General features: G+C 61.4%; 13 protein-coding genes, 1 tRNA gene and 1 pseudogene. 8 read left to right on the plus strand and 7 right to left on the minus strand.

Features of this window, described 5'->3' with window-relative positions; translation table 11 throughout:
* The first annotated feature begins 121 nt into the window (after positions 1-121).
* Positions 122-10,543, plus strand: a complete 10,422-nt coding sequence (locus EDF71_RS18310; protein ID WP_133857995.1) for a PLxRFG domain-containing protein — start codon at positions 122-124, stop codon at positions 10,541-10,543.
* 544 nt (positions 10,544-11,087) lie between these two features.
* Here the strand turns inward: EDF71_RS18310 and EDF71_RS25585 are convergent.
* The gene (locus EDF71_RS25585; protein WP_133857996.1) at positions 11,088-12,323 is read right to left on the minus strand and encodes an IPTL-CTERM sorting domain-containing protein; all 1,236 of its coding nucleotides are present in this window, start codon (positions 12,321-12,323) and stop codon (positions 11,088-11,090) included.
* A gap of 222 nt (positions 12,324-12,545) precedes the next feature.
* On the opposite strand from EDF71_RS25585, the pseudogene EDF71_RS18320 reads away from it, so the two are divergent.
* The 5 genes and pseudogenes from EDF71_RS18320 to EDF71_RS18340 form a co-directional block, all read left to right on the plus strand.
* Positions 12,546-13,094, plus strand: a pseudogene (locus tag EDF71_RS18320) (integrase core domain-containing protein); the annotation flags it as partial.
* A gap of 1,150 nt (positions 13,095-14,244) precedes the next feature.
* Complete coding sequence (locus tag EDF71_RS18325) at positions 14,245-16,158, plus strand: SurA N-terminal domain-containing protein (protein WP_133857997.1); 1,914 nt, start codon at positions 14,245-14,247, stop codon at positions 16,156-16,158.
* A gap of 60 nt (positions 16,159-16,218) precedes the next feature.
* Positions 16,219-16,294: transfer RNA gene (locus tag EDF71_RS18330), tRNA-His, on the plus strand.
* 467 nt (positions 16,295-16,761) lie between these two features.
* Entirely contained in the window at positions 16,762-17,085 is a 324-nt protein-coding gene (locus tag EDF71_RS18335) for an FHA domain-containing protein (RefSeq protein WP_133857998.1), read from the plus strand.
* A gap of 157 nt (positions 17,086-17,242) precedes the next feature.
* Positions 17,243-17,728, plus strand: a complete 486-nt coding sequence (locus EDF71_RS18340; RefSeq protein WP_133857999.1) for an acyl-CoA thioesterase — start codon at positions 17,243-17,245, stop codon at positions 17,726-17,728.
* A gap of 144 nt (positions 17,729-17,872) precedes the next feature.
* Here EDF71_RS18340 and EDF71_RS18345 read toward each other — a convergent pair whose 3' ends face one another.
* The 3 genes from EDF71_RS18345 to ybiB form a co-directional block, all read right to left on the minus strand.
* Complete coding sequence (locus EDF71_RS18345) at positions 17,873-19,057, minus strand: glycerophosphodiester phosphodiesterase family protein (protein WP_133858000.1); 1,185 nt, start codon at positions 19,055-19,057, stop codon at positions 17,873-17,875.
* 71 nt (positions 19,058-19,128) lie between these two features.
* Positions 19,129-20,025 carry a uroporphyrinogen-III C-methyltransferase gene (gene cobA / locus EDF71_RS18350; protein ID WP_133858001.1) on the minus strand — a complete coding sequence of 299 codons (897 nt, stop codon included), beginning with the start codon at positions 20,023-20,025 and terminating at the stop codon, positions 19,129-19,131.
* A complete protein-coding gene (gene ybiB / locus EDF71_RS18355; RefSeq protein ID WP_133858002.1) occupies positions 20,018-20,956 on the minus strand; it encodes a DNA-binding protein YbiB in 939 nt (312 codons plus the stop codon). The genes cobA and ybiB overlap by 8 nt, the downstream gene beginning before the upstream one ends.
* A 215-nt stretch (positions 20,957-21,171) precedes the next feature.
* On the opposite strand from ybiB, the gene EDF71_RS18360 reads away from it, so the two are divergent.
* Together EDF71_RS18360 and tsaD are read left to right on the plus strand one after the other, a co-directional pair.
* A complete protein-coding gene (locus tag EDF71_RS18360) occupies positions 21,172-21,906 on the plus strand; it encodes a DUF937 domain-containing protein (protein WP_133858003.1) in 735 nt (244 codons plus the stop codon).
* A 92-nt stretch (positions 21,907-21,998) separates the two neighbouring features.
* Positions 21,999-23,069, plus strand: a complete 1,071-nt coding sequence (gene tsaD / locus EDF71_RS18365; protein WP_133858004.1) for a tRNA (adenosine(37)-N6)-threonylcarbamoyltransferase complex transferase subunit TsaD — start codon at positions 21,999-22,001, stop codon at positions 23,067-23,069.
* 79 nt (positions 23,070-23,148) lie between these two features.
* On the opposite strand, the gene EDF71_RS18370 is transcribed toward tsaD, so the two are convergent.
* From EDF71_RS18370 to EDF71_RS18380, 3 genes are all read right to left on the minus strand, one after another.
* Positions 23,149-23,511, minus strand: coding sequence for an Hsp20/alpha crystallin family protein (locus tag EDF71_RS18370; RefSeq protein ID WP_133858005.1), 363 nt, complete (start codon positions 23,509-23,511; stop codon positions 23,149-23,151).
* A 158-nt stretch (positions 23,512-23,669) separates the two neighbouring features.
* Positions 23,670-24,908 (minus strand): lytic murein transglycosylase B, encoded by a 1,239-nt coding sequence (gene mltB / locus EDF71_RS18375; RefSeq protein WP_208301084.1) that lies wholly within the window; start codon positions 24,906-24,908, stop codon positions 23,670-23,672.
* 6 nt (positions 24,909-24,914) lie between these two features.
* Positions 24,915-26,999, minus strand: coding sequence for a DUF3488 and transglutaminase-like domain-containing protein (locus EDF71_RS18380; RefSeq protein WP_133858006.1), 2,085 nt, complete (start codon positions 26,997-26,999; stop codon positions 24,915-24,917).

Raw genomic sequence — 26,999 nt, forward strand, 5'->3', positions numbered from 1 at the left:
GTAGAAGTCAGCAGCATCCCGTTGAACTAGTAATTTGCATCGTCACTAGAGCAATAGCCAACGACTGTGCTTGACAGGTTCAGAAGTCCTCGTAGGTGTTAAGCCCTGCGAGGATTTTTTTATGGACATCAAAGAGGTCAAGAGCCGGTATCCCATGCTGTCGGGCATGGATGATGCCGATGCCGTCAAGGCGTTCCACCAGCATTTCTACCCCGATTTTTCGGAAGAAGAAGTCGCCAAGAGGCTGGGGGTCGACATGCGGCCCAAAGTCCCGGACGCACCCGCGCCCGATGAGGGGCGCACAGTCTTGGGTACGGCCAAGGACATTGGAATCACGGCCCTCAAGGGGGCCATGGCAGTGCCAGAGGCCGCAGTGGGCCTGCTGGACATTCCCACTGGCGGCAGGGTGGGCAAGGCCCTGGAAGATGTCGGCCTGCGCTTTAAGGATGCCAATGCCATCCTGGATGACAGCTACAGCCCCGCGCAGAAAAAGGCTAACAAGGCGGTGGCCGACGCTGATGGCGTTGGCGGCAAGTTCGTGGCCGCGCTGCAGAACCCGTCCACCATCGCCCACACCATTGGGCAATCGGTGCCCTCGATGCTGGCTGGTGGGGTGGTTGGCCGTGGTGTTGCGGCGCTCGCGCCCCGCATCGGTGCCGTGGGCGCTGCAGCGGCAGGTGAGGGCATCACGGCCGCTGGCTCGGCGGCAGAGCAGATCCGCCAGGGCACTGAGACAGGCGTGATGACCGCCGGGCAATCCGGTATCGCGGCGCTGAGCGGTGCGGCCACCGGTGCATTTGGCCTGCTGGGCGGCAAGGTGGCAAAGTCCCTGGGCATCGCCGACCTGGACACCGCTATTGTGCGAGCCAGCGCAGAGCCCGCTGTGGCCAAGTCCCTGGTGCGCCGCACGCTGGAAGGCGCCATGTCTGAGGGCGTGCTGGAAGAGCTGCCGCAATCTATTTCCGAGCAGGTGCTGCAAAACTATGCGCTGGGCAAGCCTTTGGACGAAGGCGTCGACCAGGCTGCCGTGATGGGCCTGCTGTCCGGTGCGGCAATGGGCGGCGGCATGAATGCCCTGCATGGAACACCTAAAGTGCCACCGCCCGCGCCTCCCGTGCCGCCAGCTGCACCAGCAGTGCCGATGCTGGGGTATGCCGGTACGGACCCGCAGACCATCCAGGTTGATCCACAAGGCAATGCTGCCACTTGGCAGGACCGCGCAGCCGGAGCACCCGAGGGCGCGCGCGGCTTCAATGATGTGACGGCTGTTCCACCTGGCCCAACTGGCGGTCCACCGCCCGACGCGGCGGAGCCACTGGGCCTGCCCGCGCCCACCATTACGGTAGGGCCTGATGGATTGGCCCGCACCGCCGAAGACCGGAATGACCGGATCCAGAGAATCGCCAACGGCGATGTCATATCCGAGGTTGGCCAGCCCGTGCAGCGCCCGCTGGGGCCACTGGCCCGAGCAGCTGCCAAGGCCAAGCCTCAGGACATCATCGACGTGCCAGCGGTGATCGCACCGGCGCAGCAGCAAACTGCCATGTTCCCGGATCAGACCGGCGAGGCCCTGGCTACTCAGCCCGGGGCGGTAGACGAGCACGGAGTCATTGACAGCCCTGATAACACCAGCGGCATTGCCGGCTGGAGCGATGAGCAGCTGCGCGCCCAGCTCCAGAGCGCGCAGGCGCCCGAGGTGCGCCGCGCGCTGTATGAGGAGATTGGCCAGCGCGAAGTGACCACCGAGCAAAGCTCTTTGCAGGATGAGCTGGATGCTGAGCAGTCGGCCTTAGCCAATACCCAGGCCGACGACACCGCATTTGCCAAGCTGAATGTGGAGGATGCGGCCGACAGTCCGCAGCCATCGGACTTGCTGAACGCCGAGGGCAAGCCCTTCACCATTCGTGGCGCGGCGGCACGCGCCGGCGCAAAAGCAGGCAGCGGCTATGAGCCGGTGAAGATCAAAGGTGGGTGGGTGGCGCGCAAGTTGGCCGCTACCGCCACTCCAGGAGAAGGAAATGGCGCTCAAGCCACTCAAAACCAGCCGGCTGGCTCGCAATCGCCGAAGGCTGCAGGAACGCCGGGCGAGGCGCAAGGCAATACTGCTGCTCCGCGTAAGGGCGAGATCGGCATGACGTTGGCGGCCGGGGAGGTGGTATCGACCAGCTCCGGCCGTCAGACTACGGCTTTCCCCAAGGTTGCCACTGACACGAACCGCAAGACGCTGAACACCATCAAGGCGGCGGATGGCTGGTTGATGCAGAACGCGCTGGACGAAGCCCGTTCGCGTGGCGACGACTTCAATGCGCGCCAGTTTGAGGCGAGCTTGACCAAGCCGCAACAGGCCGACAAGGACAGTGCGGAGCAGTACCTGTTTGGCGATCAGCCAGCGGTTGTACCAGGCATCCTCAAGCCTATGGCGGCTGCTACACCAGCTGCAGTAACGCAAGATGCAGATGCCGGCACTCATCGCTCGCAACCACAAGACGAAGCTCACGTAGCAGATAACAAGGAGCCAGAGCCTAAGTCTTCGTTTCCGCTCCAGGAGGCTTCTGCGAGCTACTCGGGTATCTCGCATAGCGGTAACAGCCGCGCCAAAGCGGATGCCGATGAATTTCAATCCTATCTAGATGCTGAGCGCGCAGACGGCGCCGAAGTGGCCAAAACCGACGCTCAAAAAGCTGCGGTAGAACAGGCCTTGGACAGTCTGCGTGCTGACTATCTGCAGCAGTATGGCCGCCTGATGGGTGTTCGCGCATCGACCTACAGCGGCTTTGTCGCTGGTCGCTCCGGGCTCAACAGCAGCCAGGCAGATAAGCGCAATAGCGCCTACGACAAGGCAATCGATACCTTCGTTTCCTGGCAGAAGGCAAATCGAGCTCGTGTCCGACAGGCTGCGCTCGATGCGCGTACCGAGGACGAAAAGGCGGCCGACCGACAAGCGGTAGAGCAGGCCAAGGCGGACAAGGCACAACGCAAGAATGAGAGCGACCGCAGCCTCATGCGAAAGATCCTGAGCTGGAAAAAGGGGGGCGATGTGGTGCCGGTCTCCAAGACGGCCAATCTCGCAGGCGTGAATCTTGGTCGGGACGGATACCCTACCAGCATCAAGTTAGTGCCTACTGATGGTGCGGCTCTTACTGATGATAAGTTTGATCTTGCAAGTCTCTTCCGCACCCGTGGCATGAGTGTGGATGACTCCAAGAATCGTGTGCGTGAATTGGTGGACGCCGTTCGAGCGGAAGACTTGCGTGCAAACGATCAGACTTCTGCACCTGCAGCACCTGCAGCACCTCCAGCACCTCCAGCACCTCCAGCACCTCCAGCAGCACCTGACCAGCCATCCAGCAAGACTCCCACTCTCGATGCCCATGTGCAGCTGCTGGCCAAGGTGCGCGAGGGCAAAGCATCGGCCGAGGATTTCAAGGCGGGCTTTGCGGAAGCTGAGGCCGGCCACGACGCGATGGTGGCGGAGCTGGGCACCATGACAAAGGACCAGCTGCTCAAGTCCGGCGGATACACGTTCGCCTTGCGCTACCGCACTGAGAAAAAGGGCGACGTGGTCGCCGCCCTGGCGCGTCGTGTGCTGGAGGAGTATGCCTTGGGCCGAAGCTACGGCCCATCCTCGTACGTCATGACTGCTGACGGCTTGGCTGCACATCGCAAAGCCATGGATGCAGCCCTGGCTGAGCTGGTTGAAAACACCTCCGACGAGGACATCAAGCAGCATGCGCAGGAGATTGCGGATGCGCGAGCGGAGGCCGCCGGCCGTAAAGCTGCGGCTGAGCAAACCTTGGCCAACCCTGAAACCCTGGCCGACTTCCGCGCTGTCATGCGGCACTACATAGCCCTGGGCGACAGCCGGCAGGATGCATTTCTGCGGCTGACCCCTGAGCAGCGCGCGCGCTACGACGAGCTGGACGCGGCGAGCACCAAGGAAATGCGCGAGGCTGCCAAAGCCAAATTGCGCACCAAGGTGGCGACGGCCGGCCAGCTCACGACCGGTGAGGTGATCGAGACGAAGCACACCAAGAAGGGACATGACCTTTTTGTGGTGCAGCTGGGGGAGCGCGTAAGCCGTGAGGACTATGACACCCTCAATGCATCTGCGAAGCGGATGGGCGGCAGCTACAGCAGCTACCGTGGCAATGGCGCTGTGCCGGGCTTCCAGTTCCGCACGCGGGAAGCGGCCGACGCCTTCGGCAAGCTGGTGGCCGGCGATGCTGTTGACGCCCAAGCGGTGGCCGAGGCCAGGCGCGATGCCTTCCAGGATGATCGCAGCCAAACGGCTGTGGAACGTCTGCGCGCCATGGCGCAGGCCTTGAACGAGCGGGCTGATGAATCCCTGACCCGGGATCGCAAAGCCAACACCGACCGCCGCGCCCGCTTTGCCGCCAGCGCGGAGGCAGCGGCACGGTCCGACCAGGCGCTGGCTGGCACTATGGGGAATCTGGCCCAGGCCATCGAGGACGGCAATGCCAAGTTCCTTGATGCCGTGCGCCAAAAGGTTCAAGTCGAGTTTCTGGCCAGCGAGCTGCGCAACGCCAAGGATGCGCAGATCCGTGCACGGTATCCGACCTATGCGGAGCAGGAGCGGCACCGGGGTGAGCCGTTAGACGCGGAAACAGTGGATTTCTCGACCTACCCCAGCTACACCGCTATGCGCAGCGACCTTGCCACAGTAGGCCGGCAGCTGCTGGAAGTGGACGGTACGAAAAAGCTGGGCGCGCGCCTGATGAGCGTTGCCGACGATGTGAGCGAGGCCTATACCGAGTGGGCCAAGGAAAACTTGTCCCAAATTTCTCGTTTTGGCCGCGCCGGCGAGCTGGCCGAATTCCGTAGCAAGGATGACGCTGAGCGTGCCATCCGCAAGTCCGGGATCGCCGACAAAGCCATTGTGCTGCCCATCAAACGAGGACAGAACCGAGTTGTGCTCTCGCCCAGCGAAGCAGCACGCCAGGGCCTCTGGCAAGGCGATGGCGATAAGCGCATCACCCTGAGCGGCGAATTTGGCTCCGAGCTGGTAGAGGCTGTCGGCCGGCGTGCGAATGGCAAGGTTAGCCTGCCGTGGGTGCTGGAGTCTGCCTACGAGAAGCGCAAGCGCCTGGGCGCCATGGGCATTTTGACCGGCAGCGAGTACCGCGCGGCACTGCGCGAGTTTGCGGGCATCCAGGAGGCTGTTGCCACCCCGGACAAGATCAAACAAATGGAGCGGGCAATGATCGGCCGTCGTGCTGATGGCCTGGACTTCTTCCCCACAAGCGAGGCGGTGGTCGACAGCATGCTGTCGGTCGCAGGCATCGAGCCTGGCATGACGGTGCTGGAGCCGTCCGCAGGCATGGGGCACATTTCGGATGCGATCCGCGCGCAATCGGGCATGGAGCCTGATGTTGTGGAGCTTTCCGGAGAGCGCCGCGAGCTGCTGGAGGCCAAGGGCTACAACCTGGTGGGCTCGGACTTCTTGGAGGTCACTGGCAAGCTGTACGACCGCATTGTGATGAATCCACCATTCTCTGATGGCCGGGACATTCAGCATGTGCAGCATGCCTTCAGCTTGCTCAAGCCTGGCGGGCGCCTGGTGGCGATCATGGGAGAGGGCGCATTCTTCCATTCCAACAAGCGGGCTGAGGCCTTCCGGGAATGGTTGAGCACCATGGGCGCGACCGATGAAAAACTGCCTGCTGGCTCTTTCATGGATCCTAGCCTGCCTGTGAACACCAGCGTGTCCGCGCGCATGGTTGTGGTCGACAAGCCAGCGGCTGCGGATGACTCTGGTGTGCCGTTCAGCCGTGCACCCAAAGACCCATCCGATTCACCTGCCTTCAAGCGTTGGTTCGGTGACAGCAAGGTGGTGGACGGTGAAGGTAAGCCAATGGTGGTTTATCACGGCTCGCCTGAGGTCTTCACGGAATTCAGCGACGAATTCAGTGGCGAGGGCGACGGCAACACGGACTGGGGCACCGGGTTCTATTTCGCCAGCGCGCGCGCGGCCGCAGAGACTTACACCCAAGGCTCGGGCAACGTGATGGAGGTCTATCTGTCCATCCAGAACCCGGCACCGCGCAGCGTGGTGGAGCGGGTGATGGACCAGCCAGGCGCGGAGATGGACACCGAGCATGTGCGCGACACGCTCGCCAAAATGGGCTACGACGGGATCATCATCGAGCACAAGGGCGGTGAGAAGGAAATCGTTGCCTTCCGTCCTGAGCAGATCAAGAGCGCCACCAGCAATGACGGGTCTTTTGATCCAGCTACCCCAGATATTCGATTCAGCCGCACTGACGCTACTCAACAGCAGTATGAGAAGCGCATTGACGAGCTGTTTGCCGGCGGCAAGGCCAACGAAACAGGCGTGCGCGTGCTTGACAGTTCGGACATGCTGGGCTTGCTGGGCCTTGGAAACGGCCCGATCAACCTGGCCGAGGGTAAGGTGCTCGCCGGCCAGGACAACCACCCGCACATGACGGCGGAGGTTTGGAAGAAGATTCCCAACTGGTTGGACAACCCTGCAGCGGTGTTTGAGTCGGACACGGTGCCAGGACGTTTGGTGCTGGTGGGGCCTGAGCTTGTGAACGGTTCGCCAGTCCGCTTGATTGTGCAGCCCAACTCTAAAGACACCCGTGCAGGCATTACGGTGCATGTGCTGGTGAACGCATATGACTCTTCTGGACAATCGCCATTTGCACGTTGGATCCGAGAGGGCCTTGGCCGTTTCATTGACCAAAAGAAATTCCCGGCTATCTTGGAACGCCTTGGGCTGCAGTTGCCCAACGGGGGACTCCAAAATAAACCGGGAACGAAACGGATTTTAACGGAAAAGCACCTCGGTGGCTACCGCAAGGCGCAAGCCGCTGCTGTTTCTGACGGCCCGGCCATGAGCCGCTCGCAGCAGCAAGAGGGGGCAAGCGCAGAGGTAAAGCGCGTCCAGTCTCAGGTCGATGCTATCAAATCGCGTTGGGCGAATGCGCCGAAGGTTGTTGTTGCTGCGCACATGCAGGATGACCTCATCCCTGAGCGAGTGCGCCAGGCCGATGAAGCGCAGCGCAGCGCCGGGGCCGAAGGGGCTCCCGAAGGCTTCTTCTACAAGGGCAAGGTCTACCTGGTCGCTTCTGAGCTGCGGACGCCCAAGGATGTCACCCGCGTGCTGTTCCATGAGGCGCTGGGCCATTACGGCCTGCGCGGCGTGTTTGGCCAGAACCTGGCCAGCATTCTCAATCGCGTGGCGCTGAACCGGCGCGCCGAAGTGTTAGCCAAGGCCCGCGAATATGGACTGGTGGGCGAGAACATAGATCCGGAGACGGCCTCCGACAACCAGGTGTGGCAATCCATGACCCAGCAGCAGCGCCAGTACGCTGCCGAGGAAGTTTTGGCCGTCATGGCCCAGGAGGCTCCCGGCCAGCCCTGGGTGCAGCGCGCTATCGCGGCCATTCGCACCTGGCTGCGTGAAAATGTGCCCGCCTTCCGCCAATTGCGCCTCACCGACGCAGAAATCATCCGCGACTACATCGTGCCGGCGCGCCAGTTTGTGGCGGGTGGGCATAAGGCCGGGCGCCAGGCGGCCATCGGGCCCTTGCGCGCAGCTGAAGCGCCCATGTACAGCCGGGCACCATCGGTCATGCGTGATATGCGCAGCCAGGTGCGGGATTCCCTCAACAGCCGGTTTGCTCACCCCGGCACCTTGTCCTGGTGGCACAAGACCATTGGCACCATGTACAACCTGGCAGAGCAATCCCCAGCGTTCAAAAAGGTGTACCAGTCGGCCCAGGCCTATATCGATGACATCAGCCAGTACGCGCTGGACGCCGCTGATCGCGCGCCCAACCTCATCCCGCGTCTGGAGGATTGGCGTGACGCCGTGCCAGGCCTGAGCAAGAAGCAGCCCATTTCCACCGAGGACGCTGGAGCGATTGCCGCGCCTATCTTCGAGGGCACGCTCAACTGGGTGCGTGACCTGAGCGGCAAGCCTGTGCGGGTGGAGGACGCGGTCAAGGAGGCTCAAGGCCTGGGTGTGGAGCAGAAGGTATCCCGGATGATGAAGGCCGGCACCATCGATCCCGGCATGCTCAACGCCTGGCGCGCTCTGCCCATCTCCCAGTACGAGAAGAATGTCGCAAGCCGCTTTGAATCCCAGCATTTGACCGGGGGAGTGGTGTGGAGCGATGCGGAGCTGCGCAGCCAGTTCAAGCTGAATGATCGCCAGGTCGGCCTGTACAAGGAATACCGCACCGCCATCGACCGCAGCCTGGACACGACAACGCGCTCGGACATCGTCCGCATTGGCGGCGCGCTGCTTGCGCCAGTGCGCGACATCATCATGGATGCGGCCAACATCGGCGATGCGATGATGGCCATCGACTCTTTCGTCAAACAGGAGGTGGCTGCAGATCCAGGCAAGGCAAACGCCTATGCGGATGTCCTGCAAGGGGTGAAGCGGGGCGCTGATCGCCTGGCTGACCTGCAGGCGCGCGGCTACGCGCCGCTGCAGCGCTTCGGCGAATTCACCGTGCATGTGGCAGGCGAGAAGGAGGGCGATGCGAGCCGCTACTTCGGAATGTTCGAGACCAAGCAGGAGGCCAACGCCATGGCGGCCAAGCTGCGCAAGGAGTTCGGCGATTCCGTGGTGCAGGGCACCCTCTCGAAGGAGGAGCACAAGCTGCTGGCCGGCATTACGCCGGAAAGCCTCGAGATCTTCGGCGACATGCTGGGCCTGGCCGGTGCTGAAAACGGCACCGACCATGTGTACCAGGAGTTTCTGCGCAAGGCCAAGAGCGACCAGTCGGCGCTCAAGCGCATGATCCACCGCCAGGGTATCGCCGGGTTCAGCGAGGATGTGGGCCGGGGCCTGGCCTCGTTCATCTACTCCAATGCCCGCATGACTTCGGCCGGCCTGCACATTGGCGACATCGGCAAGGCCGTGGCGGACATCCCGAAGAACCAGGGCCAGATGCGCGATGCGGCCGAGCGGCTGCGTCAGCATGTGCTGGAGCCCCAGGAGAAGGGCGCAGGCATCCGGGCATTCATGTTCGCGCAGTACCTGGGCGGCTCGCTGGCCAGCGCCGCGGTCAACCTGACGCAGCCACTGACCACCAGCCTGCCGTACCTCAGCCGGTTTGGCGGCGCGGCCAAGGCCGGCCAGGCGCTGGTGCAGGCCTCCATCGACATGGCCAGCGGGGGCAAGGCCTATGGGCCAGAGCTGGCCGCCGCGCTGGAGCGCGCAGAAAAGGCGGGTGTGGTGTCTCCCCAAGAGATCCACTACCTGATGGGCCAGGCACGGGGCTCAGGATCCCTGCGCTCGGGCGACGGCACAAAGGCCGGCCAGGTCAACGCCATGCGCCACAACGCCTGGCAGCGCACCAAGCTGCTTTGGGGCACGGCATTCGGCTGGGCCGAGCAGGTGAACCGCCGCATGACCTTCGTGGCGGCCTTCCGCATGGCCAAGGAGAACAAGGTCGACAACCCTTACGCCTTCGCCGCCAAAGCGGTGGACGAAACCCAGTTCGTGCAGAACAAGGCGAACAAGATGGAATGGGGCCGGGGGGCGGTGGGCGGCACGCTGATGACCTTCAAGGGTTTCAGCATCGCCTACCTGGAGCTGATGTACCGCATGTGGAACGCCGGCGAAGCTGGATCCCGTGAGCGCGCTGACGGTCGCAAGGCTGTGATGATCGCGCTGGGCACCCTGATGCTGTTTGGTGGGGGTGGTGGTATCCCATTTCTGGAGGATGCCGAAGATGTGGCCACAGGTTTTGGCCAGATGCTGGGTTTCAACTGGAACGCCAAGAAGGCGCGCCAGGACTTCCTGGAGCGCACCTTTGGCCGCGAGTTGGCTCAGTTCCTGGACAAAGGCTTGTCCGGTGTGCCTGGCGTGCCCATCGATGTGTCTGGCCGGCTGGGCATGGGCAACCTGATCCCAGGCACCGGCCTGCTGCAGGAGAAGACCAGCTACACCCGCGACTACATGGAAATGCTCGGGCCAGCAGGTGACTTCGTCAGCCGGGTTGCGGAGGGCGGCAAGCAGGTACTGAGCGGGGCCGTAGCAGGCGACGCCTCCAAAGTGATGCGCGGCGCCATGCAAATGGCACCCAAGGCCGTGTCCAACCTGGAGAAGGGTGTTGATATGGGGGCATCCGGCACTTACAAGGATACGCGGGGCGGAAAGGTTTCCGATGTCACCCCGACCGAGGCCATCATGAAGGCCATCGGTTTCCAGCCCAGTTCGGTGGCCGACATTCAAGAGGGGAACTATCTGCGTCAGCAGGCGAAGAACTTCTACAACATGAAGTCCCAGGAGATCCGGGCGCTTTGGGCCAAGGGTATCGCCGAGAAGGACCAGGACATCATCGCCCGCGCCCGCGCGGCGCTCAAGGACTGGAACACCAAGAACCCCGATCAGCCGATGGTGGCCAACCTGCCGGCCATCATCAAGAAGGCCAAGGAGCTGCAGCGCGATAAGGCTGACCGAATCGCTGCCACCGCGCCCAAGGCGATGCGCACGCAGATGAAGCGGGAGATTCTGGAAGCCAAGGGGGAGCTACTGCAGTAGGGCGCTGCTTGGCGGCCGTGCCAAGCCTGACATCGTCAATGGCTTTTAAGGAGTGATCTATGGAAGCCTTGATGATCGATGTTTGTCCTCTGTGCCGGCACCAAGCTAAGCATTGGGCACGTGGACGGTTCGCCTTGTGTTCTATCCAGTGTGTTGGCTGTGGCGACTATCAAGCATCGCATTATGCGTTGAGAGCTTTGGCTCGGTCGCCACGGTTTCGCACAGACCACTACCGGCAGTTCGTCAGAGACGCGAAAGGGAAACAGGGCGTGATGCCCCGTTTTGTGATGCTGCCCGGACTGACTCGGACCTTGGTGAAAGTTTAGATTTCCACGTCCTCTTCAACTCATGCCTTGATAACGAGGTAAGGTTTTCTTTTGGCATGTTCTTCGGGCAGTGAGACGCCAATGTAGCGCTGTGCGACCAGTTGAAAAAATGAGTGTCGGCTGAGCGGCCACGACAGCGACCAAGCCTCAAGCCAGGATAGAAAAAGCCTTCCCGGCGCCACTACGGCACTGGGGAGGCAGTTATGTTAGTACGAGGATCAGGCGCGGCGGCGATAACCCAGGAATGCCAGCAAGCCTGCCAACAAAGCCAGAGCCCAAGTGCCCAGGGTAGGTACGGGAGTGGCGACAGTGGGTGTAGGTGGTGCGGAGTTTTTGAAACTTGCAGTTACAATGCAATCCGCATTAATTTCTGCTGTAGTAAATATATTTCCAGTCAAAGATCCCCCGCATCCTGCGACAACGTCAGTAGTGTAATCAGCATTAGGGGTAATTGTGAAAATGCTAATGGTTCCAGCTCGAACAGTCTGCTGAACGCTGGGGTCAATAGCGCCATTAGCCTCAGCACGCAAGGTGATGGTGTGCATAACGGCCGGAATGGCGTTAATTGTGACGCTTCCTGCTTCGCCCGACGCTTCGTTGGTACCTTTGGTTGTCTTATTTGAAGACGATGGATTTCCTACTGATATAACGCTAGCGTTTGTGATACGGTAATCACCAGCGTCTAGTGTACATGATGCACCACTAGTTCCGGGTTGACCGTTTTTATCGATTGTTCGATCTACACCGTAGGCTCCGCCGACCCCAGAAAATCCAAGGTATCCGCCGCCGCCGCCGCTGCCGCCGCTCCCATCAACACCTGCCGGACCGGATTCACCCATCCCTCCGTTTGTGGGGGTGAAGCAATTAGGGTCTTGTAGATTCAGGATTAAGTTGTTTGTAGCTGAATCAGCTGGAATATTCCATGTGTTGCTAGGCCCGCGAATCACTGAATTAGAGCCGCCGCCGCCACCTCCGCCAGCCAGCGCAATAGCACCCTCAATTTTAATAAAAGAGGCTCCTCCACCTCCAGCCCCCCCTGGACTACTACCGGCTGGGCCCTTGGTGCCCCCGCTGCCTCCGGCACCTGGTAACGCTGCTGCCAGGCCTCCCCCTGTACCGCCCTGGCCGAGATTAGGATTGCCGAGTGCTCCCTGCCCACCATCGCCTACCACAATATCTACCGTCTCGCCGCCTTTAACCGCGATGCTTGCTTCCAAAACAGATCCACCAGCTCCATCGCCTCCATGAGCATCGTCCCAGCCACCTGCGCCACCTGCGCCACCTTTCAACGTAATTTGAAGGGAGGCTGTGTCCGGGGGGACATTATAGGTGTAAACGCCAGGGGTGAGATAGGTCTGCGCATTGACGGTTGGCAGGCCTAGGGCGACAAGGAGTGATAGACCAAAAGTTTTCTTGACCAGCATCTTCGTGAATTTCTGAGTAAAAGTGAGCAAATACTACCGATGCCATCAATCTTTGGAGTTTTTTCGCTGCGCGTGTGTGGTTAAGAATGAATTGTTTTCAATCTTTTGGCGCGTCTTAATTTATAGGTCTTAGAAGGGCTAGCACCACTTGGTCAGAGGCCCCCGCAAAGCAGTTATGCTCGATGTCCTTACGGCACGAGGACCTGTTAGCAAAGAACTGTGGCGGCAGGTGCAACCCGAGCCACTGTGGTGCGCCCACAGCGCAGCCACGATGGGCGGGTCTCCGTGGACGCAAGCAACCAGCTCTGTTGTTCGGATGGCTTCGAGTTCCGCTGTGATAACGGCTAGGCCGTGCGAACGACGTTTGCGCTGGACTGCTGCGACCGCGAGGCGATCAGCTGAGTGGCCTCCACAGAAGGCTAAACGTGTGACGATGTCCGCGACGTGATGCTGGCTGCTGTGGAACGGCGCTTCGGCAACGTACTGCCTGACAGGACCATCTCATGGCTCTCGGACAACGGCTCGGTCTACACGGCGAGGCTATCCCGCAGCTTCGCTCGTGATGTGAGTCTGGAGCCGGTCAACACTCCGATGAGCAGTCCGCAGAGCAATGGGATGGCCGAGAGCTTTGTGAAGACAATGAAGTGCGATTACGTGGACTTTATGCCCAAGCCTAATGCCCGCACAGCTATCAGCAACCTGGCCATCGTCTTCGAACATTACAACGAACACCATCCCCATAGCGCCTTGCGGTATCACTCGCCACTTGAGTTCCGCCGAAAGGCAGTGACCATCAGTTAAATTACGTGAGGGCTCTTGTCCTCAAATACAGGGGGCACTTCAAATCGATGTTAACTAGTGTCATTGGAGGCCTACGTTGAATTGCGGCCAGTAGAAACCGCATAAATGCGGTAGGTTGGGATTGGGAGTGATAGCCGGATTCGTAAAGTTGGCCTGCATGGTGCAGCCGGCCACGGGGGAGTTCTACGGGACTGGCTTCCAGCGAGAAAGGTTACAAGATACTCTGTGTGTATACAGTAATTTGCACTCCGGCAAGATGGTTTAGTGTAGCACCTGGCCCGAGAAGTCGGATTGGTTAGCTAGAGAGATAAAATCTAGAATTTTTCCAAAAGTGGGCGAAAAAAGTGGGTTTTACTTGTAAGTTGCTGATTTAATCAAACATGATATCCCCTTACAAGGCGTAGGTCGGCGGTTCGACCCCGTCAGCACCCACCAATCTAACCAAGAAAACAAACCCCTTAGAGCAATCTAAGGGGTTTTTTCTTTGTGCATTTATTTGTCCCAACGGCTGCCGCGCTCGGCCTTTTACTCTCGGAATAAAAACTTAACAGTCTGGTCTAAGCCGGTGGTCATTATCTTGAGGGCATGGGAGTAGCTCCACTGCAATGGAATCGATAAGAGTCCTCAGCTTTGTTAAAAAGTATCCTTGGATTCAGCGTTCAACATCTGTAGGTCGCGATGACCTTATTGAGAAGCAGTCGTTTAGCGCAAAACGGGTGACGTCGCCAGGCCGACGGGGTTGGGGAGGGCGCTGCATTCTGGCTGCATAGGCGCAAGATCCAGGTTCTGCCGCTGGATGCAAACGGCTGAAGTGCAGCATCCGCGCCGCATTCCACGCACCCGCAGCCGCAAAATTCCCGTATTCCCTGAGGCGCCCCTGGCCCTCATAGGGATCAAAAACTCTTTCGCTGTACACTTGCTGTTTCGACGTTCGTGCGTTGCCAAGACGCATGTTGCACGCCCTATTTGACAGGGGGCGGGGTGTCTGCGTCAGCTGAGGTTCTATCTGATTGATTTGCAATGGGAAATCATCCATTGCAAGCGCTAGGGTAGGCGCTTCTGGCCAGGCAGCAAGCCCGTACCACCTAGTGAAACCGAATAAAGGCGAATGAGGGTTCGCCTTTTTTTTTGTCCTCAGGAAAGTTAGACGATGTTTGAAACCATCCGCAAGTACTCCAAGGTGCTGATGTATCCGCTGTTCTTGCTGATCATTCTGTCTTTTGTTTTGGTGGGAGTGAACCAGAACTACTTCACCGAAAAGAGCCCGGTGGTCGCCAAAGTCAATGGCAAAGACATTACGCAGATGGATTGGGACAATGCGCACCGCGTTGCTTCCGACCGCATGCGCCAGCAAGACCCCAACATGGACGCCAAGTGGATGGATGGCCCCGAAGCCCGCTATCTGACCTTGGAGCGCATGGTGCGTGACCAGGTGATCGATGCCGCCGTGCAAAAAATGCATTTGACGGTGGACAATGCCTCGCTGGTGCGAGCGCTGCAGGAGATCCCGCAGATCGCTGCGCTGAAGAAGCCCGATGGTTCGCTGGATGTGGATGCCTACCGCGCGCTGGTGGGCGCCCAGGGCATGACGCCCGAAGGCTTTGAAGCCGGCATGCGTCGCGATATCGCATCGCGCCAGGTGCTGGGCGGTGTGTCCAACACGGCCTTTGCCACCGACGAGCAGACCAAGCTGGCCGTCGATGCGCTCTACCAGCAGCGGGAGATCCAATTGGCCCAGTTCGCTGCCAAGGACTACGCCTCGCAGGTCAAGACCACCGATGCCGATGTGGAAGCGTTCTACAAGAGCAACCAGGAGCTGTTCCGCCAGAAGGAGCAGTCCACCATCGAATACGTGGTGCTGAATGCTGAAGCGGTCAAGGGCATGATCAAGCCTAGCGAAGATGACCTGCGTACCTACTACAAGGAAAACCTGAGCCGCTTCATGGACAAGGAGCAGCGCCGCATCAGCCACATCCTGATCGACGCACCGGCCTCGATGTCGGCCGCAGACCGTGAAAAGGCCAAGCAGCGCGCTGAGCAAATTCTGGCCGAAGCCAAGGCCAACCCTGCGCAGTTTGCCGATTTGGCCAAGAAGAACTCGCAAGACACCGGTTCGCGTGACAGCGGTGGTGATCTGGGTTGGGTCAAGCCTGGCGACATGGTCAAGCCTTTCGAAGACGCCGCCTTTGCGATGAAGTCTGGCGATATCAGCGACCTGGTGAGCACCGAGTACGGCTTCCACATCATCAAGATGGGTGAAGTGAAGACCCCCCGCACGCCAAGCTTTGAAGAGCTGCGCGCGAAGATCGAGACCGAGGTGCTGGCCCAGCAGGTGCAGCGCAAGTACGCCGAAGTGGCCGAGACTTTCTCCAACATGGTGTTCGAGCAGTCCGACAGCCTGCAGCCCGTGGCTGACAAGCTGGGCCTGAAGATTCAGAAGGCTGAGCATGTGACCCGCTCGGCCGCAGCTGGTGCGACTGGCGCCCTGGCCAACCCGACCTTCCTGGAAGCGCTGTTCTCCAGCGATGCGCTGCAAAACAAGCGCAACACCGAGGCCATTGAAGTGGCGCCCAGCACCTTGGCTTCCGGCCGTGTGGTGGAACACTTCGACGCCCGCATTCTGCCGTTCGAAGAAGTCAAGGCCAAGGCCCATGACCTGTATGTGGCCCAGAAGTCTGCCGAGCTGGCTCGCCAGGATGCAACAGCCAAGCTGGAAGCCTGGAAGGCCGACGCGGCGGGCGCCAAGCTGGCTGCTCCCATCGTTGTGTCGCGCCAGGATGCCAAGGGCCAGGTGCCTGCCGTCCTCAATGCCGCCATGCATGCCAAGATTGGCGATGCCGCATCCTGGGTGGGCGTGGACCTGGGCAATGATGGCTACACCGTCGTGCGCGTGAACAAGGTTGTGCCGCGCGCTGAAGACTCTGCCGAGCTGCGTCTGCGCCAAAAGCAGGAGTTCGAGCGTTACCAGGCCAATGCCGAGACCCTCGCGTACTACGAAATGCTCAAGGAGCGTTTCAAGGTGCAGATCAAGGTGGCACGCCCCGCAGAAACAAAAATTTCATAAAAACGGAGATTTCATGAGAGGGGCCAAATTTCTGGCTATAATCATGTCTTCCCCAACACGGTGGCTGTAGCTCAGTTGGTAGAGTCCAGGATTGTGATTCCTGTTGTCGTGGGTTCGAGCCCCATCAGCCACCCCAAATAAAGAAACGCGCTAGTGCTTTTGCCCTAGCGCGTTTTGCTTTGTGTTTTTGATTTTCAGCGAGCGATGCGCTTGCCAAGGCTGCCATCGGGCCAATGGCATGGTGAGATAGAGCATGCAGCACATGGCGTTATCGTCTTCGCTTCAGCTTCTCTAGACGCACTCCTGAGTGCTGCCGCCGCCTGGCCGGTCGCAGCGACCGCCTTCCACCCTTCAAAGCGTGTTTTATGTCAGCCAGTGTGTCGCGATGGCTGCTGGTGTTATGCCTATCTGCACCTCAAAAGCACACTTTTCCTCTCGATAGAGAAAATTGATACCCCCGTGTATCCCCTAGCGCTTCTCTCTATCAATCCGAGTTGTAATTTATTATCAATCTATTCTTATAAATCGATTGATAATTTGTTCTAGCTGCATGCTGGGGCTGCGGTTCCGATCGGTGATCTGGTCGGACGAAGGAGGTGGAATATGCTGCCGGAAGTCCTTATCTTCATCACGCACAGGGTCGTGCTGCACTCGCTGACTCTGGAGAACGGTTACACGACCTTTGGCCGAGGCGCGGGCAATGCCATTTGCCTGGACAACCCTGCGGTCAGCCGCGACCATGGCGCCTTCTACTACCGAGCGGGGGTGCTGTCGATCGTCGATCACCACAGCATGAATGGCATCTTCGTCAATGGCATGCGCATGCGCCGCAAGGTGCTCTATTCCGGGGACTATGTGCTGATTGGCTGCTACAAGGTCTTCGTCAAGCGTGGCTCAGAGCATCCGCGCAATGCCTATGCAGGGTGACGGCCGCGCTTTGGACAGGTTAGGGGTCTGCGCGAGGTGGGCTGTGGGCAGCGGATGGCTCTTCCCAACTGAGTGGGGATTGCGGCATTTCCGAGCAGACACAGGGGCTTGCCGCGGCTGTCATCGCCTGTCAGCCGCGCTGCCTACAATCGGCCCCATGCGATTACCCCACCACCAACTCACGATGACGGTGCTGATGTCTCCGGACATGGCAAATTTCTCTGGCAATGTGCACGGCGGCGCCATTTTGCGCGAGCTCGACAACGTGGCCTACTCCTGTGCGAGCCGCTATGCGGGGCGCTATGTGGTGACCCTGAGTGTCGACCAGGTCATGTTCCTGGAGCCCATCCATGTGGGTGAGCTGGTGTCCTTCTACGCCAGCGTGAACTACACGGGAACATCGTCGATGGAGATCGGCATCAAGGTGGTGGCGGAGAACATCCGCGAGCGCAGCGTGCGCCATGTCAACAGCTGCTTTTTCACGATGGTGGCGGTGGACGACCAGCGCAAGCCGGTACCGGTGCCGCCTTTGCAGCCGGAGACGCCGGATGAAAAGCGCCGCTGGGAAGCGGCGTTGACGCGCAAGGAACTGCGCAAGGAGTTGGCGCGCCGCTTTGCGCAGACGACGCGGCAGACCAGCTGAGCCGGTCTTGGCAGGGAAGAGCCTGCCTGGTTCCCCCAGCAGCGCGATAGGGACCTGTAGAAAAGGCAAGGTTGAAACCTTGCCTTTCTGCGTAGTTGGCCCCGTAGCATCGGCACCTACTGGATCTTGGCAGTAACCGCCTAATTAGCGTGCCTTGTTCGCATCGCTGGGGCTGTCGCTGAACACGCCATCCACACCCACTTCGTAGAACAGCTTGTACTCTGCCGCCACCTTCCCCTTGAAATCGCTGGCCAGCAAGGTGACATCGTTGCGGTAAGCCCAGGGGTGGACAAAGAGCTTGGCCGCATGAGCGAGGGTGACCAGGTTGGTCGGGGGCATCATTTCGCGGTCGCGGTAGTCCCACTTGCCGTCGTTGTTCAGGTCATCGGGCTGGCCGTCACCATTCTTGTCCAGGTAGCGGGCGGAGATGACGTAGGGCTTCCAGGGCGAGATGCCGTTGGCATAGGTCTTGATCTGGGCCAAGCCGTCGGCAGTCACCATCTGGGCATAGGTGGTGGAGGTGCCAGCCACGGTGAAGTCATAGGGTTGGGCATTGGGTGCCGAAAGGATGATGCTGCCATCAGATGCGAGATCCGGATTGCCATTGATCATCTGTACCAGGCGAACCTGAGATTTGGCGCGCAGGGCCTTCAGGTGGGCGACTTCCAAAGAGCGCACCATCACTGGCGCAGTTTCTTGGGTGTAGCCAGCTGCGGTGAAGGCGGCCAGCAGCTTGTCTTCCATCGCCAGACCTTGCTGACTATGGTAAGTCGGATTCATGGTCTGAAGATACAGACCGACCGTTTTGCGCTGGCGCTTGACGTAGGCAATCACGTCATTGAGCGACAGAATGCGGCCGGTGTTGGCATTGACCGGCGGTGTGCTGGAGCCATTCAGCTTGGCGCGCAGGCTTTGCAACTCCACTAACGTGAAATCCGAGGCAAACCAACCTTCGTGGCGCTGTCCATCGATCATGCGCAAGGTCTTACGGCTCGCATAGACGCTGCGGCTGGAGACGTCAGTGATATCGGTGATATCCGGCGAGGCCAGTGCCACCAGTTCGCCATCCTTGCTCATCACCAGATCGACGGCGATAAAGTTGGCATCCTGCGCGATGGCTGCATCAAAACTCTCGGCCGTATTGGCGGCCTTGCCGTCAATGCTGCTGAGCGAAAAGCTTTGCGGTGCTTTTCCATCGAGCGTGGGATAGGGCTTGGGGTTGGGATTGCCTCCATTGCCATCGCCCGGGCCCAACTCAGTCTTGCAGGCGGTCAGTGCGGTAATCGCCAGTGCAGCGGCACACAGGCGCCAGGTAGCTTGTCTTTGCATATTGTCAGTGCTCCTCGTTTTATGGTTTGAACCTGGAGAAACAATCTGTCCATATGTAAAGATTAATTAATCTACGCTATGGATGTCCTGCCTTCCCTGGTTGCCTGGCTATCGTAGCCGCAAATCTCGGAGAAATCTCGGTTGGACACCGGCTCGTTGTTACGGACTGCCTGCGCAGCCAAGGCCACGCACTGCACCACATCGCCGACAACGATGATGCTGGGGCTGGCCAGCTTTTCGCGGGCCATCGTGGCGGGCAAATGCGCCAGATCGGTGATGGCATGGCGCTGCTGGGGCAGGCTGGCATGTTGCACGATGGCCACGGGCGTATCGGCCGGCAGGCCGCTGCCCAGGCCCTGGCTGATGGCTTCGGCACTGGCCACGCCCATGTAGATCACCAAGGTCAGGCGCGCATCATGAGCAGTGCGCGCCAGTTGTGCCCAATCGGGGCCTTGGCCGCCCGGCTTGGCATGGCCGGTGATGAACACCACGCCTTGCGCATGGTCGCGGTGGGTCAAGGGGGCGCCCAGGCTGGTCAGTGCTGCGAGCCCGGCCGTCACGCCGTTGATGATGCGCGGCTCAATGCCATGGGCGCGCAAGAACTCCACCTCTTCGCCGCCGCGGCCAAAGATGAAAGGATCGCCGCCTTTGAGGCGCACCACGTTTTCACCGGCCTGCACCTCTTGCAGCATCAGGCGCTGGATAAAGGCCTGCGGGGTGCTCTGGCAGCCGCCGCGCTTGCCCACGTGGACGATGCGGGCACTCTCAGGCGCCCACTGCAGCACGGCCTCGTTGACCAGGTCATCCACCAAAAGCACGGTGGCGCCTTGCAAGGCTTTCGCCGCGGCAATGGTCAGCAGATCGGGATCGCCCGGGCCGGCACCGACCAGGGTGCACTGGCCCTGGGCGGGCGATGGCGCGTCGGCTGGCGGGCGTGCGGTGAGAGAGGGCAGGCTGCTGTCAGTCATGGTGGGAGGCTTGGGGAGCTTGTTGTGTTTGTTGGGCTATGGCCAGCACATGTTCCACTTGCTGGGCCAGGGCCGAGGGCACGGGCAACTGGCCGGCCAGCACCGCCTCGGTGTAGCGGGCAGTGGTGTCCGCATCGCGTTCGCTGGGCAGGCCGGGCACCTGGCTGTCGGTGCCGCTGCTGCGTGCTTGCAGCAGCTGGTGTTGGCCCGCGACAAAGCCATCGTATTGCGGCGTTCGGCGCGGGTCGGCGCAGACTTCGCCTTCCAGCCCGCGCGAGAGCAGGGCGTTGGTCTGCAACTCGGCCAGGGTGGCTTGCAGCATCGGCAGGTACTCTGGGTGCGTATAGCTGCCCAGCAAGACAGCAGGGCCTTGCACCGGCTGCAGCAGTTTGGCAATGCTGTGGCCGGGATTGCGCAGGCCAATGATCTGGCGCACGGCCAGCAGCTTGGCCAGCGCAGGCAGCAAGGTGGCGGTGTGCACCAAGGCCACCTCGGATGCGGCAATGGCGCCCGTCTGCGCGCGAGGCACTAAACCCAAACGCTCGAACACGGCAAAGGCCGAGATGCGGCTGGCTTCGGTCTGCATGCCGTGTACCAGCACCGGCAGGCCTTCGCGTGCCAGCAGCAGGGCCAGCAAGGGCGTCAAGGTAGGCAGGCGGCGGGCGCCGTTGTAGCTGGGCAGGACGACCGTGGGCAACGCGGCGCTGCTGTGAAAGCGGGCAATGCGTGCATGCACGGCATCCCAGAGGCCGCACATCTCTTCAGCGGTCTCGCCCTTGATGCGCATGGCAATGCAGAAGGCACCGATTTCATAGTCGCTGACCTGGCCATCGAGTATCTGCGCCATCACATCGCTGGCCTCGATGCGGCTGAGGGCCTTGGCGCCGCGTGCGCCGCGCCCGATTTCCTTGATGTAGTGCTGTATGGCCATGGCAGTAAAAAATACGTTTACCTATTATTTTAGGTTTTATATATACGGAAGTAATAAGAAAAATCAGCCCATCCCGCATATCGGGTATGGCATGCGGCAACCAGCGCAGGGCGCCGGTTAACGAAGATTTGCGCCGCGCTGTATTGCACTGCCATGCTGAAGGTCTACCATCTGCATTCTGTGCCACGCCCTCCGGGCTTTTGAAAGGAAAGAACATGTCCGCATCTCCCTCCATGGTCGATGAGCTCCTCGCGCAACTGCAGGGCGCACCGATCCAGCAGATGGCCCAAAGCCTGGGCCAGAGCGAGGCCCAGACCGAACAGGCCGTGCAGGCGGCCGTGCCGATGATGCTGGGCGCCTTGGGCAACAACGCGCAAAGCGAGGGCGGTGCCAGTGCCTTGTTTGAAGCGCTGCAGCGCGACCACGGCGCCGCAGGCGCTGCTGGCGCAGGCCCTGATCTGGGTGGGCTGCTGGGCTCGCTGTTGGGTGGTGGCGGCGGTGGTGCACAAGCCGGTAGCTTGGGTGGCCTCGGCGGCATGCTGGGCAGTGTGCTGGGTGGCGCCATGGGCGGCGGCGCAGCTGCGGGTTCTGGTGCTGCATCGCCTGCGGCGCTGGATGGCGCCAGCATTCTGGGCCATATCTTTGGCGGCCAGCAAGACCAGGCCTCGGCCAATCTGGGCCAGGCCACCGGTCTGGGCTCCAATGCCGGCAACCTGCTCAAGATGCTGGCCCCGCTGGTGATGTCCTTCCTGGCGCAGCGTGTTATGTCTGGCGGCCTCAATTCGTCGCAACTGGGCAATGCGCTGGGCCAGGAAAAAGACCAGGTGCAGCAGCAAGGTGGCCTAGGCGGTGGCCTGCTCGGTTCGCTGCTGGACCAGAATGGCGACGGCAAGCTCGATATCAGCGACCTGATGAAGATCGGCGGCTCGCTGCTCGGCGGCAAGCGCTGAGCCCATTGCCCCACTCGCAAACCCTGGCGCCCTGCCAGGGTAGCCCGGTCCCCGGGGGCACAACTGGCCTGGAGCGCCTACACTTTGGCCCCATGAGTGAGTTGATTTTGGGGATCGAATCCTCCTGTGATGAAACCGGCGTGGCCCTGGTGCGCACCCGTGGCCCGGGCACGGTACCCGAGCTGCTGAGCCATGCGCTCTACAGCCAGATCGAGATGCACCGCGCCTACGGCGGTGTGGTGCCGGAGCTGGCCAGCCGCGACCATATCCGCCGCGTGCTGCCACTGACGCAAAAGGTGCTGGATGATGCGGGCTGCACGCTCGGCCAGCTGGATGCCATTGCCTTTACCCGAGGCCCGGGACTGGCCGGTGCGCTGCTGGTCGGATCCGGCGTGGCCTGCGCCATGGCTGCGGCGCTGGACAAGCCCGTGCTGGGCGTGCACCACCTCGAAGGCCATCTGCTGTCCCCATTTCTGAGCGAAGACCCGCCCGAGTTCCCCTTTGTGGCCTTGCTGGTTTCTGGCGGCCACACGCAGCTGATGCGGGTGGATGGCGTGGGCCAGTACCAGATTCTGGGTGAGACCATTGACGACGCAGCCGGCGAGGCCTTTGACAAATCCGCCAAGCTGCTGGGCCTGCCATACCCCGGTGGGCCAGAGCTGTCCCGCCTGGCGCAGGGCGGCGACCCGGAAGCCTTCAAGCTGCCGCGCCCGCTGCTGCACAGCGGCGATCTGGATTTCTCCTTTGCCGGCCTCAAGACAGCGGTGCTGACCCAGGCCAAAAAGCTGGGTGAGGGGCTGGAGGCGCGCAAGGCCGACCTGGCTGCATCCACCCAGGCGGCCATCGTCGATGTGCTGGTGAAAAAGACCTTGAATGCGCTGAAGGAAACCGGCATGAAGCGCGTGGTGGTCGCCGGGGGTGTGGGTGCCAATCGGTTGCTGCGTGAGCAGCTCAACGATGCCTGCCGCAAGCGCGGCATCCGCGTGCACTACCCCGAGCTGCATCTGTGCACCGACAATGGCGCGATGATTGCGATGGCGGCTGCCATGCGCATCGAAGCGGGGCAGCAGCAGGCCGAAAAGGTGTATGCCTTTGACGTCAAGCCGCGCTGGCCGCTGGATGCCATCGTGCAGCAGCCACCTGCTGCCGCTGCTGCGGTCTAGATGTGATGCGCTGGTGATGCACCGGCACTGCAAGCAAAAGGGGCCTCAGGGCCCCTTCTGCATGCTGTGGTGTTGGCGTTTATGCAATCGCCAGGGTCTGGGTGCTGGGCTGGGTGGTGCTCAGCACCAGGGTCAGTACGCCGTTTTCCAGGCTGGCTTTGGAGGCTGCAGCATCGATGCTGGCCGGTAGCTTCCAGGCGCGCTGGATGCTGCGGGGCGCACCTTCAACGCTGGCCAGGCGCACGGTCTTGTCCTGCAGCTCAATGTGCAGCTGTTCGCGCGACAGGCCTGGCACATCCACGCTGATGCTGAACACCTGGCCGTCTTGCTGCACGGTGTCCTGGGCGGTGGTGGTGGCCTGGAGGAAACGCTGCAAGGCGGCATCCATGGCGGAAGGGGAGACAGCGTAGGCCGAGCGGTGCATCAGAGGGGTCATGATCATCTTCAATCCTTGTGAAACAGGGCAGCGGGTTTGCTGCTCGATGACTGATAGTTGGATGAAGATGCAGCAATTTCAAGAGAAAATTGCTGCCTTTTATTTTTGCAGCGCGGGCCTTGAAAGCCTGCAGATCACGTCCATATGTGTCGCCCGGCCAGGGATCAGGGCGCGCTGAAATTGCTGGCGTCGGGCGTGCGCTGCTGGCGCGCCTTGCTGCGCAGATAGGCCTTGGCGGCCGCCTCAGCCGTCGGGGAGTTGCTGGTCTCGCTGCTTGGCTCGGCTGCGCTGGGCTCGCTGTCTGCCGCGGCTGGCGCGCCGCTGCGTGCACGCGCAATGGCCTGGCCCAGCTCGATCACGGACATCGCGTAGAAGCTGGACAGGTTGTAGCGCGTGATAGTGTAGAAGTTGGGCGTGCCCACCACGTACTGGGTTGCAGCGCTGGCATTGGGCAGCTCGATCAGTGCCAGCGGGCCGCTGTGCTGGTCGCCTGGCGCCTGGATGCGCAGACCCAGTGCGGCCATCTCGGCGGCGCTGAAGCTGGGCTTGATATCCGGCGCGAGCAAGGTCTCCAACTGTGCCGGTGTGCTGTTGACCTGCACATCGTAGTAGGCCGGCATGCCGCGCTGCCAGCCATGGGCGACAAAGTAGTTGGCCACCGAGCCGATCGCATCGGCAGTGCTGCTGAACAGGTTGATCTTGCCGTCGCCATCAAAATCGACCGCGTAGTTGGACCAGCTGGTCGGCATGAACTGCGGCATGCCCATGGCGCCGGCATAGCTGCCGACCGTGTCAAACGGGTTGCTGTCGGTGAGGTAGGCCGTGGCCAGGAACTGCTCCAGTTCGCCCCGGAAATACTTGGCCCGGTCGGCCGCGCGCGGGTGGCTTGCGGGATAGTCAAAGGCCAGGGTGGCCAGCGCATCGACCACCGTGAAGTTGCCCATTTGCTGGCCGTAGATGGTCTCGACCCCGATGATGCCGACGATGTACTCGGCCGGCACGCCATAGGTCTGCTCGGCACGGGCCAGGGTGGCTGCGTTTTCGTTCCAGAAGCGCAGGCCGGCGCGGATGCGGATGGGTTCGACAAAGCGGCTGCGGTAGCCGCGCCAGTTCTTGACACCTGCTGGCCCGGTGCGTGGCGTCATCAGGCGCTGCACGGTGGCATTGAAGCGGGCTTGCTTGATGCTGGCGCGCAGCCAGGCCTCATCGATATGGCGGCGTTCGGCCACCTCGCGGACAAAAGCCTCGGCCTCGGGCCGGTTGGCATAGCTGGATGCGGACGGGGCGGAATCAGCGCTGCGGACTTTGCTGCTGTTGTTAGTGATGCTTTTTTGTGCGTAGGCGCCCGTTGCGCAGAGGCCGGCGCAGAGCAGCGCCACGGTGGTCTGAAGAATTCGGTGCATGGGGTTTTATACCTTGTTTGCCAGGGCCCGCAGCCGGGACCAGGGCAGAAGTCGTAATTGTTTGCGAAGCGCTGCCAGCTCCGCCTTGGGCGCTGGCTGGCCGCTGGCATGCGCGTAGCGCTGCCGCTCCATGGCCTTGAGCCATTGGCCAAAGGCGGGCGCCTGATCGGGTGCCTGGGCATGCACCATGCGGGCCAGCGCGCGCGGCGTGGTGGCACTGCCATGGGCCGCCTCTGGCAGCCCGGCCTGGCGCAGGCGTTTGCGCGCGTCGCCCAGCAAGGCCAACCAGGGATCCGAGCGCCTGCGCTGGTACTGCAGCACCAGCACCACAATGATGGCTGCTGCCAGCACCAGACCACCCAGAATGCGCACCAGATCCATCCAGTTGGGGCTGGACAAGCCCAGCTTGCTGAGCATGTCCATCTGCTCGCGCTGGGTGTAGTTCAGCACCCACTGGTTCCAGCTGTTGTTGACGGCCTCCCAGACTGCACGCATGCGCTGCAGGCCATTGATGGTGGCGGCATTGTTGACGCTGAAGCCCATGAAGTTGGGTGTGTTCAGGCGTTGTGCAGCGCCGACGCGGCCGGGGCTGACCGATCCGGTGGGATCAAAGCGCACCCAGCCTTGTTCTTCGCCCAGCCACACTTCGGCCCAAGCATGGGCGTCGGCCTGGCGCACTGTCCAGTAGCCGTCCACGCTGTTGGCCTCGCCGCCCTGGTAGCCGGTCACAATGCGCGCCGGTACGCCGGCGCTGCGCAGCGCAATCACAAAGGCGGCCGAGATATGCTCGCAAAAGCCTTGTTTGCGATCAAACCAGAACTCGTCCGCTGCCTGGCCGGTGTAGACCCCCGGGTCCAAGGTGTAGGTGTAACCTCCGCTGCGTAGTTGCTGCTGCAGGCGCTGCACCAGTTGCGCGCTGCGGTCAGGCCGGTCGCCGATCTCGGCCGTCAGCTGTGCCACCCAAGCCTGTGTGCGCGGGTTGCTGTTGGCCGGCAGCCGGCGGTTGAAGGCCAGTTCGCGGTTACCGGCCTGCATGCCAAACCGGTAGCTGGTGTAGCTTTCCACCGCGATGCGGGTCACCTCGGTGATGGGCCGGTTGCTGAGCCACTGCAGGTCGCCAGTGCTGTAGGCGCGGCCACGGGGCAACTCGGGCGGGCGGCGGGTCAGGTCCAGGGTCAGCAGCCAGGGCTTTTGGTGGGGCTCCAGGGTCAGCTCGTAGCGCAGGGCCTCACCTTCGGTGCGGATGTCGGCAAACATCCGGTCATCGGGATTGCGAAAGCTGGGAGTGGCGCGCCAAGTGCTGCCATCAAAATCGGCCAATACCGGTCCGCGCCAGTAGAGCTGGTTGGCAGGGGGCGGCCGGTTTTGCGGCGTGTCGAACTTGACGCGGAATGCAATGCCTTCGTCCTGGGCCAGCGATGCCACCGTACCCACCGTCATCTCGTCGGACAGGCCGGTCTTGGCCGTCGGGTTCTGGGGCACGCCCCAAAGCGGTGACATGCGGGGAAAGAAGACAAACAGTGCCAAGGTCAGCGGTGCGCCAATGGCCACCATCTTCAGCGACAGGCCGGCGGCAAACTTAAGCGAAGGTTGGCCTACCGGCATATGCGCATGGACCAGGGCCGTCAGCAAGCCCACCAGGCCGATGGCGATCGCCAAGGCCGTCAGCAGCGACTGCGAATGCAGAAAGTTGGCAATCAGCGCAAAAAAGCCCAGGAAGAAAATGACCATGGCATCGCGCTTGGCGCGCAGCTCCATGGTCTTGAGCGTGAGCAGCATGCTGACCAGGGTGACGCCGGCATCGGCGCCCAGGATGGTGCGGTAGCTGAGCAAGGTCAGCCCGACGACCAGCACCAGCAAGGCCAGTAGCTGCCAGCGGCCCGGCAGGGGCTTTTGCAGCAGCGCAATGCGGCCGCGCCAGGCGAGCAAGGCATAGGCCAGCGCTGAGGCCCAAAGCGGCAAGGTAGCGGTGAGCGGCAGCAGGATCCAGCCGACGACAGCCAGCAAAAACAAGGTATCGCGTGCCTCGCGCGGCAGGCTGGACCAGCGGCTGGCGCCTGCGGATGGGGCAGGGTTGAACACAGTGGACAT

The sequence above is a fragment of the Comamonas sp. JUb58 genome, assembly GCF_004364775.1.
In the GTDB taxonomy this organism is placed as follows: Bacteria; Pseudomonadota; Gammaproteobacteria; order Burkholderiales; family Burkholderiaceae_C; genus Comamonas.

What these genes read in the sequence shown, in the direction of transcription:
- EDF71_RS18360 (WP_133858003.1), top strand. Translation starts at nt 21,172, where the DNA reads ATGTCCGCATCTCCCTCCATGGTCGATGAGCTCCTCGCGCAACTGCAG.
- ybiB (WP_133858002.1), bottom strand. Translation starts at nt 20,956, where the DNA reads ATGGCCATACAGCACTACATCAAGGAAATCGGGCGCGGCGCACGCGGC.
- cobA (WP_133858001.1), bottom strand. Translation starts at nt 20,025, where the DNA reads ATGACTGACAGCAGCCTGCCCTCTCTCACCGCACGCCCGCCAGCCGAC.
- EDF71_RS18345 (WP_133858000.1), bottom strand. Translation starts at nt 19,057, where the DNA reads ATGCAAAGACAAGCTACCTGGCGCCTGTGTGCCGCTGCACTGGCGATT.
- EDF71_RS18340 (WP_133857999.1), top strand. Translation starts at nt 17,243, where the DNA reads ATGCGATTACCCCACCACCAACTCACGATGACGGTGCTGATGTCTCCG.
- EDF71_RS18310 (WP_133857995.1), top strand. Translation starts at nt 122, where the DNA reads ATGGACATCAAAGAGGTCAAGAGCCGGTATCCCATGCTGTCGGGCATG.
- tsaD (WP_133858004.1), top strand. Translation starts at nt 21,999, where the DNA reads ATGAGTGAGTTGATTTTGGGGATCGAATCCTCCTGTGATGAAACCGGC.
- EDF71_RS18370 (WP_133858005.1), bottom strand. Translation starts at nt 23,511, where the DNA reads ATGATCATGACCCCTCTGATGCACCGCTCGGCCTACGCTGTCTCCCCT.
- EDF71_RS18325 (WP_133857997.1), top strand. Translation starts at nt 14,245, where the DNA reads ATGTTTGAAACCATCCGCAAGTACTCCAAGGTGCTGATGTATCCGCTG.
- EDF71_RS18380 (WP_133858006.1), bottom strand. Translation starts at nt 26,999, where the DNA reads ATGTCCACTGTGTTCAACCCTGCCCCATCCGCAGGCGCCAGCCGCTGG.
- mltB (WP_208301084.1), bottom strand. Translation starts at nt 24,908, where the DNA reads ATGCACCGAATTCTTCAGACCACCGTGGCGCTGCTCTGCGCCGGCCTC.
- EDF71_RS18335 (WP_133857998.1), top strand. Translation starts at nt 16,762, where the DNA reads ATGCTGCCGGAAGTCCTTATCTTCATCACGCACAGGGTCGTGCTGCAC.